10 protein-coding genes and 4 pseudogenes are annotated in these 15,207 nt (G+C 45.5%); 5 read left to right on the top strand and 9 right to left on the bottom strand.

Annotated features, from left to right (window positions below):
• Positions 1-67: 67 nt before the first annotated feature.
• The 3 genes from EAE30_RS02215 to EAE30_RS02205 form a co-directional block, all read right to left on the bottom strand.
• Positions 68-1,579: a tripartite tricarboxylate transporter permease gene (locus EAE30_RS02215; protein WP_123014464.1), complete on the bottom strand. Its 1,512-nt coding sequence runs from the start codon at positions 1,577-1,579 to the stop codon at positions 68-70.
• Between the two features lie 12 nt (positions 1,580-1,591).
• Positions 1,592-2,101, bottom strand: coding sequence for a tripartite tricarboxylate transporter TctB family protein (locus EAE30_RS02210; protein ID WP_123014463.1), 510 nt, complete (start codon positions 2,099-2,101; stop codon positions 1,592-1,594).
• A 94-nt stretch (positions 2,102-2,195) separates the two neighbouring features.
• Positions 2,196-3,182: a Bug family tripartite tricarboxylate transporter substrate binding protein gene (locus EAE30_RS02205; RefSeq protein WP_123014462.1), complete on the bottom strand. Its 987-nt coding sequence runs from the start codon at positions 3,180-3,182 to the stop codon at positions 2,196-2,198.
• A gap of 726 nt (positions 3,183-3,908) precedes the next feature.
• Here EAE30_RS02205 and EAE30_RS02200 point away from each other — a divergent pair.
• Positions 3,909-5,339, top strand: a pseudogene (locus EAE30_RS02200) (coniferyl aldehyde dehydrogenase).
• 148 nt (positions 5,340-5,487) lie between these two features.
• A complete protein-coding gene (locus EAE30_RS02195; protein ID WP_123014461.1) occupies positions 5,488-6,594 on the top strand; it encodes a mechanosensitive ion channel family protein in 1,107 nt (368 codons plus the stop codon).
• A 156-nt stretch (positions 6,595-6,750) separates the two neighbouring features.
• On the opposite strand, the gene EAE30_RS02190 is transcribed toward EAE30_RS02195, so the two are convergent.
• Together EAE30_RS02190 and EAE30_RS19115 are read right to left on the bottom strand one after the other, a co-directional pair.
• Entirely contained in the window at positions 6,751-6,951 is a 201-nt protein-coding gene (locus EAE30_RS02190) for a cold-shock protein (RefSeq protein ID WP_162841035.1), read from the bottom strand.
• Between the two features lie 312 nt (positions 6,952-7,263).
• Positions 7,264-8,604 (bottom strand): methyl-accepting chemotaxis protein, encoded by a 1,341-nt coding sequence (locus EAE30_RS19115; RefSeq protein WP_123014460.1) that lies wholly within the window; start codon positions 8,602-8,604, stop codon positions 7,264-7,266.
• 327 nt (positions 8,605-8,931) lie between these two features.
• On the opposite strand from EAE30_RS19115, the pseudogene ompW reads away from it, so the two are divergent.
• Together ompW and EAE30_RS02170 are read left to right on the top strand one after the other, a co-directional pair.
• A pseudogene (gene ompW, locus EAE30_RS02175) lies at positions 8,932-9,573 on the top strand (outer membrane protein OmpW); the annotation flags it as partial.
• A 182-nt stretch (positions 9,574-9,755) separates the two neighbouring features.
• Positions 9,756-10,667 (top strand): aldo/keto reductase, encoded by a 912-nt coding sequence (locus EAE30_RS02170; RefSeq protein WP_123014457.1) that lies wholly within the window; start codon positions 9,756-9,758, stop codon positions 10,665-10,667.
• A gap of 65 nt (positions 10,668-10,732) precedes the next feature.
• Here EAE30_RS02170 and EAE30_RS02165 read toward each other — a convergent pair.
• From EAE30_RS02165 to nadE, 4 genes and pseudogenes are all read right to left on the bottom strand, one after another.
• Positions 10,733-11,488 (bottom strand): annotated as a pseudogene (locus EAE30_RS02165) (anaerobic C4-dicarboxylate transporter family protein); the annotation flags it as partial.
• 13 nt (positions 11,489-11,501) lie between these two features.
• Positions 11,502-12,701 (bottom strand): IS4 family transposase, encoded by a 1,200-nt coding sequence (locus EAE30_RS02160; RefSeq protein ID WP_123014377.1) that lies wholly within the window; start codon positions 12,699-12,701, stop codon positions 11,502-11,504.
• Between the two features lie 121 nt (positions 12,702-12,822).
• A pseudogene (locus EAE30_RS02155) lies at positions 12,823-13,401 on the bottom strand (anaerobic C4-dicarboxylate transporter family protein); the annotation flags it as partial.
• Between the two features lie 291 nt (positions 13,402-13,692).
• Positions 13,693-14,523, bottom strand: coding sequence for an ammonia-dependent NAD(+) synthetase (gene nadE, locus EAE30_RS02150; protein ID WP_123014456.1), 831 nt, complete (start codon positions 14,521-14,523; stop codon positions 13,693-13,695).
• 108 nt (positions 14,524-14,631) lie between these two features.
• On the opposite strand from nadE, the gene EAE30_RS02145 reads away from it, so the two are divergent.
• Entirely contained in the window at positions 14,632-15,153 is a 522-nt protein-coding gene (locus EAE30_RS02145) for a nicotinate-nicotinamide nucleotide adenylyltransferase (protein ID WP_123014455.1), read from the top strand.
• Positions 15,154-15,207: the final 54 nt, after the last annotated feature.

Below are 15,207 nucleotides of genomic sequence, written 5' to 3'. Positions count from 1 at the left end.
ATGGTTTATGTGTTGCGTCATTTAGCTGTGAAACAACGGAGAGTGGCCGATGGATTCACGATGATTGTCACTGTAAATGCACGGATGTTGGCGATTTTTTGTGTATGAAAAAGCTCAGCATTGGAAACAAGACTGAACAGGCAATCACGACTAACAAAATTTGAGAAATCCCAGATTGAGTAAACGTCCCTAAATCCTGATCGGAGATGCGAAAGGCCTGTCGAAAAGATTGTTCCATTTGACTGCCGACAATCGCGGCTAAGATCATCGGCGCGGTTGGAATGTTCACTCGGCCCATGATGACGCCGGCAATCCCTAAGATTGTCAGAATATAGAAATCCACGACAGAGGTGCTAATGGCATAGCAGCCAACAAAGGCCAGCCCGAGAACAATGGGATAGAGCACTTGAGCGGGGATGGCCAGTAAGCGGACTAATACGCCAGCCAGAGGGATATTGACAAAGGCAAGGATGATATTAGCCACAAACATACTGGCAATTAACCCCCAAGCCGTGTCTGGATGTTGCGTAAACAGCAGTGGTCCAGGCTGAATACCTAACATCAATAGGGCGCCCATCATAACGGCGGTCGTGCCAGAGCCGGGGACACCGAGGGATAGCATGGGGATCATCGCGCCAATTGAGGCGGCATTGTTCGCCGACTCTGGTGCCGCCAGACCTTCAATCGCCCCTTGGCCAAACTCTTCTTTTCGTTTAGACAGCTGTTTTTCATTGTTATAACAGACCAGCGACGCCATTGTACCGCCCGCGCCTGGCAACGCACCGATAATGAATCCTACTGGCGCACTGCGTAAAATGGGCCACTTAGAACGTTGCCAATCTTGCTTATTGATCCAGATCCGTTTGAATTTGGTTTGCACTTTTTGACTGCCATCGGATAAGCTTTTAAAGCTTTTAAATACCTCGCCTAGCGCGTAAATTCCAATAATGACGACTAAGAAATCGATGCCCGTTTGCAACTCGAGATTTCCGAAGGTAAAGCGCTGCAAGCCCGATTGACCGTCAATGCCGACAGTGGAAATGGCCAGCCCTAAGCACATCGACAAAAAGCCCTTGAGCATGTTGCCTTTTGACATGGAAATCGTCATGGTCAGCGCGGCAACCATCAATAGGAAATATTCAGATGGGCCAAATTTTATCGCAAAGCTTGCGACGGGTTCGGCAAGTAACGTCATCAATACGGCCGCAATTGTGCCGCCAATCAACGAAGCGATCGCTGAAATCGCGAGCGCGGATTCAGCTCGTCCTTTCATGGCCATTGGATAACCATCAAAGGTGGCTGCCAGTGCTGAGCCATCTCCAGGAGTATTAATCAAAATAGAGCTGCGCGACCCGCCAAACATGGCACCGATGTACACGCCTGTCATGGTAATCAGCGAGGCTGTTGGCCCCATGGAGAAAGTCATGGGTAACAACACCGCGACGCCGGTTGCTGGACCTAGGCCAGGTAACATCCCAATGATGGTGCCGAGAATACCGCCAAAGGTGATTAAAAACAGGTAATAAGGTTGCAGGGCGACCCCAAAACCATCCATTAAGTTAGCAAAAATATCGGTCATGATTTTGCTCCGTTAATTCAAAAATGGAAAAGAGGGAAGGTTCACCGCGAGCAACTGATTAAAGAGCCCATAGATGCCCAATGCAAAAGCGGCCGCAATGATGGCGCTTTTTTTCCAGTGCTGGCCACCACAGGTTACCCATAACATGGCAAACATAAATATAAAGGTGCTGACCACATACCCCAAATGTTCGAACGTGGCTGCATAAACCAAACTTATCAAACAGGTGAGTGCAATCTTTCGGCGGTTGGCTTTGTGCGTTTCACTTTCGTTCAGCAAAGCTTGTAACGCAGATAATGAAGGGCGAATGCCTCCTTTGATTATCAATAAGACACCAATAATGATGGCAATGGCAGCAATGGCCAAAGGCATAAAAATGGCTTCATAAGGGTTGCCAAACATAGGCTGGGGAAGTAATAGCGCGTAGCCGCCATAAGCGCCACCAAAGGCGATACTAAACAGGCCTGTGGCGCCGTCCCAGTTGACGTTTTTGGACGTCGTGCTGTGTTTCGATTGAGACATAACATCACTCGTAGAGATTACTTGAATTAATAGAGTAAAAAGCGGCATGGATACCGCTTTTTATGCTGATTAAGCGACGGGGATTACCGTGTGATTATCGGCCAAACACTTCTTTGATCAGTGTTTTATACTGCTCATTGGTTTTGCCCAAGAATGTTTTGAACTCGGTATCATCTTGATAGGCGTTGCCCCATCCATTGCGTTTCAGCGCCGCTTTCCACTCATCGGTTTTGACCATCTTTTTAATGGCTTCACGCCAGTAGGTGAGCGCCGCTTTTGGCATATCTTTAGGGGCAAATAAGCCACGCCAGTTTTCAAAAGTGACATCGATACCACTTTCTTTGACGGTTGGGATATCGGCTATGGCACCGTCACCGACGCGTTTGTCCGCGGTTTGCGCTAAGGCATGTAATTTGCCACTTTTCACCAGTTCAGAGACATCACCCAATCCAGTTGAGATTAAGTCGACATGACCACCGAGGACTTGTGCAACAAGGCTACCGTCTTGGAATGAGATATAGTCAATCTTGCGAAGGTCTTTGACACCAGCGGCTTTCGCGACTAATAAGAATTGGATGTGATCCATGGATCCTGCCGCAGAAGTGCCCCCAATTTTGACGGACTTGGGATCTTTTTTGAGCGCATCCATCACATCTTTAATGGTTTTATATCGCGAGTTTCTCGGGACCACAAATGCGGCATAATCGGTAATCAGTCTTGCGATTGGCGTTGTATCTTTGTAGCTGTAGCGAGTCAGACCAGTAAGATTGGTCAGTAGGAGCGGCGGCGAATAGACCGCAATCAAATCGCCTTTGCCTTTTTGGGTTTGCATGTAAGCGAGGTTGACCGCACCACCGCCGCCGGGACGGTTGATGACCGGAAGGTTACTCTTGACAATGCCCGTGTCTTTTAGGGTTTTAGCGACGGTGCGGATGGTCAGATCCCAGCCGCCACCTGCACCGCTTGGCGCGACCATGTTGATGGTTTTAGGCGGGTAGTCAGCAGCGTTTGCACTGTTGAAGGTCATCAATGAAGAGGTGGCAATTAAGGTAGCGATGACCAGTTTTCTCGCTTTCAGCATAAATCATTCCTTTTGTTATTGTCCTTTGTCCAAGCGGGGCGAACGATCATGTAGGGTGACAGTGTCGCCGTCACTGGACGGTCTTTGGTTTAAATGCACATGCTTTAAACTTGTTATGGTTGTTAAGAAACATTGCTTTATTAATCAATACACTGCATGCAAGCGGATTGCATTTGTTAATGAAATGTATCGTGTTGGTTAGCATAAAGAGGTCAGGTTTGTCGAAATGCGAGCCAAAGCAATTTAAAATCACAAAATTATGGCACTTATGGTTTTTATAGATTTAATTGGTGTGATTTGATTTTTCTCATTGATTTTAATGGGTTTTTATTGTTTTTGTCTTTTGTGAGAACAGTCAATAATTCAGACTTTGCAACTCGCCTTTTGAGTGAACGAGACGTTCGGTTACGCGATCTCTATTGGTAAGCGACTCATGGGGCTTGTCATGACTCGAATATAAAGAATGACTTTTTATAAGCAGAATGCCTGTATGGCCTATGAGCCTGTGTCGATTCTGGTCATGGATGGCTCAGCTTGTGGGTCGCTTCATTGTGCTCGCCAACCATGGAAGCGGGCGATCATTTTGATGGCGAAGCCAAAGCTGCCATAACTTATTGAACAAACTCTGACATAATCGATCGTGATTATTATGGTTTCATAACACTGAGCGGGATATCTCTGGGTAGCATAGTACAGACTTGATTTAGATAGCAGTACCATCTAAACATCACTTGCGACTTTAGGAGCATAAGAATGTCTGAACTCAATTCTACGTTACGTACAATGAAACAAGCCCATCTTGATTCAGGCCCTGCTGATATCTCAACTCGTAAAAAGCGTTTGATGAAATCCATCGCATTGATCAAAGATAACTATGAAGCGCTAAGCAACGCGATGAGCGACGACTTTGGTAACCGCAGTAATTATCAGTCTATCCTAGCCGATATCATGAGCACGATTGGGATTCTGAAACATTCTCATGACCACCTTGATGAATGGATGAAGCCTGAACACGTTGATGATATCGATGGAGGCATCCAAGCTTGGGTTCAACACCAGCCACTTGGTGTGGTGGGGGTCATCAGTCCATGGAACTTCCCTATTAATCTCGCCTTCGGTCCGCTCGCGGGCATTTTTGCTGCGGGTAACCGTGCGATGTTGAAGCCTTCTGAGCTAACACCGAAAACAGCCGAACTGCTCAAAGATCTGGTGGCAAAATATTTTGATCCACTCGAGTTAACGGTGGTGACTGGCGGCCCTGATGTTGGTAAAGCGTTCAGCGCTTTGCCATTTGACCACCTGGTCTTTACCGGGAGTGGTGCTGTGGGTAAGCACATTATGCGTGCCGCGGCTGAAAACTTAGTGCCCGTCACATTAGAGCTGGGGGGGAAATCTCCAGTGGTGGTGGACCGAGAATACAATATCGCGACTGCGGCGAATCGAACACTCACCGTTAAGACGTTTAATACCGGACAAATTTGTATGTCTCCAGACTACATTATGATCCCGAATGGCAGCGAGTCCCAATTTCAAGCGGCCTGTGAAGCGTTTATGCAGACAAGCTTCCCATCAATGATGGACAATGAACAGTACACGACTATTGTGACTGACCGCCATTTCGAACGTTTGGTGTCTGTCTTGGAAGATGCCCGTGACAAAGGCGCGAAAATTGTGTCTTTAGCTCCACAAAATGAACCAGATTATGATGCTACAACGCGTAAGATGGCCGTGCATCTTATCTTTAATGTCAGCGAAGACATGACGATCATGCAAGAGGAAATCTTTGGTCCACTCTTGCCTGTTAAAACGTACGATTAATTGTATGAACCGATCAATTATATTAATGAGCATGACCGCCCATTAGCGGCGTATTTCTTTAGTGATAATTCAGCACATCAGGATTTATTCGCACAACATACCACCTCGGGTGCACTCGTGATTAATGATGTGATGACCCATGCTTTAGTCAATGACTTGCCGTTTGGTGGTGTCGGTGGTTCCGGTATTGGGGCTTACCATGGCGTGTATGGCTTCCGTGAATTTACCCACGCGAAACCGGTTGTGGTGCAAACGCCGAAAGGGGAGTCTGGGTTACGTTTGCGAGCGCCTTATTCTGATGAAGAATTGGCCTCGATGAAAGCCTTCCTAGAGTCTTAATATCCCGAGTAAAGCAGGCCTCACAGGCCTGCTTTTTCTCTTGCCGAGTCACGTATTGAGCTTGCATGTATGGATATCAAGTCAGATACCATGGTGAATTAACGCTCATTAACTTGCTTGTTTATCGATCCCTGCTTACAGTTTTAAGATGAACAATAAAATAGAATACCTCATCAATGCTTATCCTTATTTGGCTACGGCGGCGTTTATCGTGCTTGCGCTGGTGGTCGGATTCGTGGTGCGTTTTTTGGTTTTATTCACGTTAAAATATAACACTAAACGCAGTAACCGTTTTGTCTTCAACTCCTTACAGCAGCATTTAAAACAACGTTGGTTTTTATTTGTTCCCGCCATATTACTGCATCTTGGTTCGCAGCAATTGCCTCTTTCGCCAGAAGAGGAAGCCATTTTTGAAGAAATCTTACAAATTATTATCGTGCTGTCTTTTGCCATGATCGCGACCAGTATGGTGAAAGTGGTCGAAGATGTGTTATTTCGGCGCTACGACATTTCTCATGCGGATAACTTAAAGGCTCGGAAAGCCCGGACGCAAATCATATACGTGAAAAAAGTGGCTCTGGTCATTATTACCATTTTGGCGATAGGCATGATCTTATTAAATTTTGATAGTGTTCGTCAGTATGGTACCACCATTCTCACAGGTGCTGGTGTCGCGGGGATTATCATTGGTTTTGCGCTGCAAAAGTCATTAGCGAACTTATTCTCAGGGATTCAAATTGCATTCACTCAACCGATTAAGATTGATGATGCCGTGGTGGTTGAAGGCGAGTGGGGGTGGATTGAAGAAATTAACTTGACGTATGTCGTAGTGAAAATTTGGGATTTGCGCCGACTGGTATTGCCGATCACGTATTTCACCGAGAATGCATTTCAGAACTGGACCAGAAATACCGCCCAAATTTTGGGAGCGGTGAATTTGTATGTCGATTACTCGATGCCGCTTGAGCCATTAAGGCAGTATTTTGATGAAGTGCTAGAAGGCACAGAGATGTGGGATAAATCAGCGAAAGCGTTTCAAGTGACCGATTGTTCAGAAAAAACCATGACAATTCGTTTATTGATGACGGCAAAAAATTCACCCATGGCATGGGATCTGCGTTGTTATGTGCGTGAAGCAATGATTGGGTACATCCAAGAGCATTACCCACACAGCTTTCCGAGAGTACGCGCTGAGATTAATACAGAAGCTTTCCCGCCACCTAAAAACCCTGAGCCGGATGAGACGTCATCATAGACAACAAGTCATCATAGACAATAAAGAGATGGAATGTGAACTTGCCGTTGGTAAGGGGATTGAATAATTGAATAATTGAATAGGAATGACAGGCAAAAAAAATGGTGCGGTCTAAGACCACACCATCGAATTCTTTAGGCTTAATAAGCTGAGAGCTTATTGACCAACAACGTTAGCTGCTTGAGGGCCTTTTTTACCTTGTTCTAGGTCAAAGCTTACTTTTTGACCTTCAGCAAGAGTTTTAAAGCCGTCTGCTACGATAGAGTTGAAGTGAACAAACACGTCATCGCCGCCGTTGTCTTGAGTGATGAAACCGAAACCTTTAGTTTCGTTGAACCATTTTACTGAACCAGTCATTTTAGACATAGGTAATACCTCGATATATTGTAATTTACATGTGTGCTGTGACAAACGCTATTATCTGGATCATGAAGAAGAAGCAATCGCCGAAGCATCGATATACATCGAAGTAACACTGGGATAACACTTGTACTTAATTTTCACTTTCTAATAGCTCATTTGTAAGAGCTGGTAGTAACTATACAGGCTGCGTTAGAAATTACCAGCGTTATTTTTCTTTTTTATGAAATCGTCCGTGCGGTAGTTTAGCCTCGGTCTCTTCGCTGGGCGCAAGCCTATTATCAGGGTGAGTTTCTTGCCCTAGAAAGATCATTCTTGACGTAAACGGTCAACGATTTCAACAAAACGAGCGACCCCTTGGCTGACGTCATTGAGTCCATGCTGCACAGTATGAATATCCCCTTCTCCTTGTAGTGCGACATTATTAACGGACTCTAAATTCAGCCCCATGTTTTTGATGAGTTGGGTGTTGTCATTGACCACATTCGAGATCTCTTCTGTTGCGGTAGAAGTGCGAGAAGCCAGCTTACGCACTTCATCGGCCACCACGGCGAATCCTCGGCCTGTTTCTCCAGCGCGAGCCGCTTCAATCGCGGCATTCAAAGCCAACAGATTCGTTTGTCCGGCAATCCCGTTAATGGTCGTGACAATGTCGTTGATATTTTTGGATTGTTCCATCAGCTCTTTACCGAGTCCACTGGCGCCTTTGACTTTCTCTGCGACGGTATGTGAGGTGGCGACTGCATCATTTAACACTTTAATCGCTGAATCGGTGATGTGAGAGGTTTCTTCAGAAATGGCTGCGGCCATTTCGACAGCTTGGGTGGAGAGGTTGACGCTTTTACTGATATCAGAGGCAAATTTAATGACTTTATACACATGACCGTGGCGATCTAAGATGGGATTATAGGTCGCTTCCAGCCAGATCGCATCACCATTGGCGTGTTTGCGTTTAAAACGTCCAGTAAAGTGCTCTCCTCGCTTTAATCGGATCCAAAAATCTGGGTTTTCTTGATAGAAATCATCAAAGCAAAACAGCTTATGGTGCTGGTGTTGAATCTCGTTTAAAGCGTAGCCAACGGTATCGAGAAAGTTCTGATTGGCGGTCAGAATCACACCATCCGTTGTAAACTCGATGACCGCAAGGGATTTATCGAGTGCCTGTAACACCGCATTTTTGGCACGTAAATCGTTGGCTGACTCGGTGACGTCACTGCAAATTTTGATGACCTTGATGACTTTATTATCGTGATCGGTCACAGGGAAATAATTGGCTTGTAAAATGAGCGGTTCTCCGTTTTTACGAAACCGTTTGAAGGTGCCGCTATGAGCCTGTCCACTGGCGAGTTTATCCCAAAAGGCGCGGTAGTCAGAGGAGGCGACGTACGAGCTATCACAAAATATTTTATGGTGTTGACCGACAATGTCTGTCAATTGATAACCGCTTGTATCGAGGAAGTGCTGATTGGCATCAAGGATAGTACCGTCGGGGTGGAACTCGATATATGCCGTGTGCTGTTTAATGGCCTTGAGTTCATCGTGCTGATTAGCATTGTCTGTTTGCTTTGTTTGCTTTGTTTGCTTTGTTTGCTTTGTTTGCTTTGTTTGCTTTGTTTGTTTGTCTGACGATGTTTTTTGCGTAAACCACATAGATAAGTCTTCCTTAACTCTATATTTCGGTAATTGCTCAACACGAAAAAAATCGTGACATATATTGTGTAAAGGGCACTACCGCTTTGCATTAAATAATATATAGCCGAAATTCCCTTAAAAACAAATTGTGGCACCGTGCGCGGCGAAAGCATAAGAGTGCTGTCGTTCATAATTTCTCATTTAATGTGGCGTGCTCTCATAAATCCTCTTTTTCTTTCATAATTTGACACAAATTGATTTCCATCAAAATAGTGTGGTTTTTATGTGTTAGTCTCATTCGTGTAAAAACAATTATCCTGAGTCCAAAAAAGGAAAGGAAATCATGAAAAAACATTATGTGGGTTAGCCGTAATTTCTGCTTTATTTTCAGCCAATGTTCTTGCTCACCAACAAGGCGATGTATTCGTTCGTGCTGGTATCGCATCGGTTGTGCCATTAGATTCTAGTGATGACATTTTGGGTTCGAATGATGGCCTTAAAGTCAACACAGCGACACAACTTGGTTTAACCATTGATTACATGCTAACAGACCACATCAGCCTTGAATTGCTCGGAGCGACCCCTTTTGAACACGATATTTCGACCAATTTTGGCGGGTTAGGTGAAGTAGCAACAACAAAACAATTGCCACCAACATTAATGGTGAATTACTACTTCAATGAGCCAGCGGCAAAATGGCAGCCATATGCCGGTATTGGTGTCAATTTCACCAACTTCTATGATAATAGCTTCAACGATACAGGTAAAAATGCAGGCTTGAGCGATCTTGATATCGATAACTCTTGGGGCGCAGCTGTCGATGTGGGTGTTGATTATCAAGTTAACGAACATTGGTTAGTCAACGCCGCGGTTTGGTATACTGACATTCGCACTACCGCTCACTATAAAGTGGCTGGTGATGAGCACAGCACCAATATCGATATTAACCCTCTTGTCTTTATGGCATCAGTGGGTTACAAATTTTAATCGATATATTTCTCCACTATGATTGAACAAAAAGCATGCGTATAACGCATGCTTTTTTTGTGTATATAGTATTTTTGACGCCACACGGATTGCGAATGTGATAGTGAAAACAGTTTGGGTCAGAGAGCATTGTTTAGCACGATGAGGCTCTTTACTATGAGTGTAAATAAAAGGAGTTTTCAATGGTAAATAAAGTAGTGATGGCGCCGAACGGCCCGGAGTTATCAGAATTAATACAAGGGTATTGGCGCTTAATCGATTGGGATATGACCGCCCAAGAGCAACTGACCTTTTTGCAACAGCACATGGAGCTGGGAATAACGACTGTCGATCATGCCGATATTTATGGGTTGTATGAGTGTGAAAAACGCTTTGGTGAAGCCTTAGCGATGAAACCAGCATTACGAGAGCAATTACAAATTGTGACAAAATGCGATATCCAGTTATTGAGTGAACACTTTCCCCACCGTCATATCAAACATTACGATACCAGTGCTGCTCATATTCAACAATCGGTTGATAATTCACTGCGTTTACTCGGCGTAGAAAAGCTCGATGTCTTATTAATTCATCGTCCTGACGTGTTAATGGAGGCTGACGAAGTGGCTCAGACCTTCCATCATCTTTACCAGAGTGGCAAAGTCGCGTCATTTGGTGTCTCCAATTTTCAACCATCGCAATTTGCATTGTTGCAGTCTCGTTTGGATTTACCTTTGGTGACCAACCAGGTTGAAATTAACCCACTGAATTTCGATGTCGCCCATGATGGTACGCTGGATCAATTGCAACAAGCTCGTGTCCGTCCGATGGCTTGGTCTTGTTTGGCGCAGGGTGAGTTGTTCGCCAACAGTTATGACGCCAGAACACGTCGAGTTGTGAATGCGTTAAATGAGGTCGGCGAGGCGATTGGAGCGGACAACATTTCTCAGGTGATTTATGCGTGGATTCGACGCTTGCCTTCGCAGCCGCTGCCGATTTTAGGGTCTGGTAAAATTGAACGTGTCAAAAATGCGGTTGAGTCGTTATTGTTGTCATTAACGCGCGAGCAATGGTATGCCATCTGGACGGCATCCATGGGGCAAGAAGTGCCGTAACCGATAACCAAAAATAAAAAAGGCGAAGTCTGACTTCGCCTTTTTTATTTTAAGCCTGTATGACGTTAGCCAATAATCAATTGGCCCAGCACGTAACCCATGCACGAGCCGCTGACTACCGCGATTAAACCGACACTCATAAAGGAGTGATTGAAATACCATTTACCAATTTTCGTGGTACCTGTGGTATCAAAGTTAACGGTGGCGATATCCGATGGATAGTTGGGAATAAAGAAATAGCCGTACAATGCTGGCATTAGGCCAATCACGAGCGCGGGAGGTAAACCGAGCCCGAGACCGACGGGTAACATCATACGTGCAACCGCCGCTTGTGAATTCACCACAACGGAGACGATGAAGAGTGCGAGCGCAAATGTCCATGGGTAATCGGTGACCATATCGATGATCCCTGCTTTAAACTGAGGCATGGCATACTGGAAGTAGGTGTCTGACATCCACGCAATCCCATAAATAGCAATCGCTGCCACCATTCCCGATTTAAACACCACGCCATTTGGGACTTTTTTCGGATCGGTTTTGGTGACCAATAAAATAATCCCACCAAAACATAGCATCATCATTTGAATAATGACGGTCATTTTAATGGGTTTGCCATCGACTATCGTCCGCACATCTGGCCACATCGCCACAAACACAATGGCTAAGAGTGACAATATAAACAGGATCACCGCGTTACGGGCAGAGGTCGGGAGCACTTCATTTAACGTGGTCGCTGTGGTGGTTTCAATACGAGCTCTGAACTGAGGATCGTTCAGTTTTTCTTGATATTGAGGATCATCATCTAAGTCTTTGCCACGGCGCTGGCGGATCCCCTCATAATTCCCCCAACCCACAGGTATGCGTAAGGCGTTGATATTCGACCATTGCCCAATGATATTGGGACTCTTGTATTCGGTATCTTCGGTGGCAACGTACTTCCTTACCAAGTCTAGGAATGGAGAGCACACGGCGATGCTTGATGGTGTTGGCTTGGAAGTCATAATGCCATTTGGCTTGCATGGCGATTAAGCCATTCCACCACATGATGATTTCGGCCATCAATGCCATGAGCAACAAGATATCAATACGTTTGGTGCAACGTGTTCGGTTATGGCGAAGCGCCAACCCGTAGGCTGGACTTTTTAGATCTCGGAACGACTCTTCAATTTGCATTCTTTTGGCGTACAAACGGGTAATTTTAATGCCGTTAAGTACATGGTTGGGGATGTTAGTGACCAGAAGCCAAGGCTCTTTCGCTCCTTTATGGAACACTTTTCCAGCCGAGTGTTTCTGACAGGTTCGACTATGCCGATGGGCTTTTCTGCCTTTGGGATGACTCTTGTATAAGTAAGCAAAGCACTGAAGCGGTGAGCGCTTAGCCAGTTGGCTTTCTCCTAAAAACAGCGGCTTATCAGTCGCTTGAGGGTAAAAGGCTTTATTCCATTGCCAAGCGCTCTCGCCACACTTAATCGAGACTTCGCCCCGTACACGCCCAAGCCAGAACCAACCTTTGTTGGCGACTTGCCTGAACCACGTATTTCTAAAGCCAGCGTCGGAGATAATGATAGGGGTGCAACCTTGGGGGAGCAAGGATTGAAGCTTATCGAGAAAGTGCTGATGGCTCTTGGGTGAGTTGTAGTTTTTGTACTCAAATGCCTGTTCATAAAGCGTGACGGCGCGACCTTTAACGGATATCGAAGCTCGCAATGTCATATAGCGCAGTTGCTCACGAACATCCGACCAATCAACCAGTAGTACAGGAAAAGGATTGGCTCGGGTAATAAGGGACGCATGCCATTTATATATGGACTCTTTTTCACGATGTAGACTGCGATTACCAAGCAATCGGTCAATACGTTTGATGGCATGTTTCACCGTGGTATCAGTGTCGAGAGCTCGTCCAATTTTAGTGAGGGTGAGATCAGAGCCGCCCAGTACCGCTCTGGTTGCAAGCATAAGAGATCTAAGTCGTTTTTTGTGAATACCAGGGCATTGGTTTTCAAGAGTTTGCTGTAGAATTTGAACATCGCGCATCGTTAGGGCTCCCTATTAAATTCATTGAATCAAGTGTGTTTTTGGCGAAATTCATTAGATCAGAATGAGCGATGTGCGTCTACTCATTGTTTTATATAGAAATTATGAGGGGATTCGTAAGGCCACGGCGTAGACTGTAGAGTGACATTAACAGCACACCGAATAATGTCGACGGAATGGTCACCATCAAGATAGACAATAACGTAATGTTCGGGTTGATATCGGAGAGCTGTGCCAGGTAATACACGACTGCGGCAGAAATCGGGGAAGCGGTAATCCCGACTTGCGATGCCACAGAAGCGGCCGCCATGGGTCTTTCTGGGCGAATATTATTTTTCAGTGCCACGTCGCCAATAATGGGCATGATCGAGTAAACCGCGTGGCCAGTCCCTAACATAAACGTCATAAAGTAAGTGACAAAAGGGGCGATGAGAGTGACTCGCTTAGGGTTTTTCCGCAATAAGCGCTCCGCGATTTGTAGCATGTACTTAAGTCCGCCGGCGGCTTCTAAAATAGAGGCACAGGTTACGACGGCAAGAATGATCAGCATGACGGTAATGGGAGGAGAGGTTGGAGGCATGTGGAAGACAAACACCTCAATGACTAATCCTATCCCGGATACGACGCCAAGCCCAATACCGCCATAGCGCGAGCCGATATAAAGCATTAAAAGTAGAAATATGAACTGCATATATAACATAAGTGTGCTCTCTCAAAAAAAGCCGGATGTGAGCAGGATTATCTAATGGCTTAATGAGAAAATACCTTTTCAAAATCAAAGTTTATGCGGATTGGCACAGGTATGTTCTAAAATCGAAACCAGTTCACAATATAAAAGCCGAATGCTGCGTGACTGTTACGCGAATTTTAGGTATTTGCATTGATTGGGTAATCGGGGTGAAAAAGCCAATGCGTATCGTGTTGATAATGCATTGGCTTGGTAGGCTGATTGGCGTAAATCGGTGTATTTAATACATCGAAAGCCAATTAATCAGTCATAAATGGTAGGAATAGGTTGGCGTTTGTGCTGTGTTGCTGTATAGATTGCCACGATACGCTCGACAACCGATGATGGAACGGATTTGCCTTCCAAGAAATCATCGATTTGATCGTAAGTTAGGCTCAACGCGTCTTCGTCCGCTTTTTGCGGAGCGAGTTCTTCTAAATCCGCTGTTGGGGTTTTATTGACCAGAACTTCTGGCGCGCCCAAGGTGGCTCCAACTAGACGAACTTGGCGTTTATTGAGCCCAAATAAAGGCGCAATATCACAGGCCCCGTCCCCGTATTTAGTATAAAAACCCGTCACGTTCTCAGCGGAGTGATCGGTACCAATGACCAGTCCACCCGTGTAGCCAGCGATTTCATATTGTGCGACCATGCGTGCTCGAGCTTTGACGTTGCCTTTGACAAAATCGACTTTGGATTCATCGCTCGGCAGCAAGCCAGTATCGGCTAATGCAGTGCGGGTGGAGGCATGGATACCATCGACACCTGGTTGGACATTCACCGCAACAGAGTGAGTAGGCTTGATGAAAGAGAGGGCTAATTGCGCTTCATCTTCGTCTTTTTGTTCACCATAAGGCAGGCGCACGGCCACAAACTGATAGTCGTTGCTATTGGTTTCTTGATTTAATTCATCCACGGCTAGCTGAGCAAGACGACCACATGTGGTTGAATCGATGCCACCGCTGATGCCAAGAACTAAGGTACGACACCCGGCTTCTTGCAGTTTGTGTTTGATGAAAGCAACACGACGTTCAATCTCAAATTTAGGTTCGATGCTTGCTAGTACATGCATCTCTTCGCGTATAATTTGTTCCATTACTCTTCCTTTTCTTCCTGCATGTCATACAAAACTATCGTATTATCATACCTTAATCACTGAATTAGAAAATAGAGAAAACTGCATTCTCATTGTTTAGGATAAACTATGTCAACAATTGCTGTATTTGGTAGTGCCTTTAATCCACCTTCGCTCGGGCATAAAAGTGTCATTGACTTATTAGGGCACTTTGATCGGGTGTTACTGGTGCCGAGTATTTCTCATGCTTGGGGAAAGCACATGCTTGACTATGAGATTCGCTGTAACTTGATTGAAGCATTCATTCACGATCTCGGGCTCAGTCATGTGGTCCTGTCGAAAATTGAGCAAACCTTATTCGAACCGGGAAAAAGCGTGACCACACATGCGCTACTTTCGGCATTGCAGCAGCAACATCCTGACGATGTTTTCACCTTTATCATGGGCCCGGATAACTTGTTTAACTTTGGTAAATTCACCCAGGCTGAAGCGATTTTAAGTCAGTGGAGTGTAATGGCTTGCCCTCAGACGTTAGCCATCCGCAGTACCGATATCCGAGAACGTTTGGCGCAAGGCTTGTCCGTTGACGATTTAACCACGCCAAGCGTTGCTCAGTTATTGCAACAACACGCGTGGTATTCCGTCTCGTGAATTTGTTGTCAGGCAGGGGAAGCATGGCGAGTGCCTTCCCCGTTATAGCCTGAT

Source organism: Vibrio zhugei (assembly GCF_003716875.1).
Taxonomy (GTDB): Bacteria; Pseudomonadota; Gammaproteobacteria; order Enterobacterales; family Vibrionaceae; genus Vibrio; species Vibrio zhugei.
This window is presented reverse-complemented; position numbering and strand designations above follow the sequence as displayed.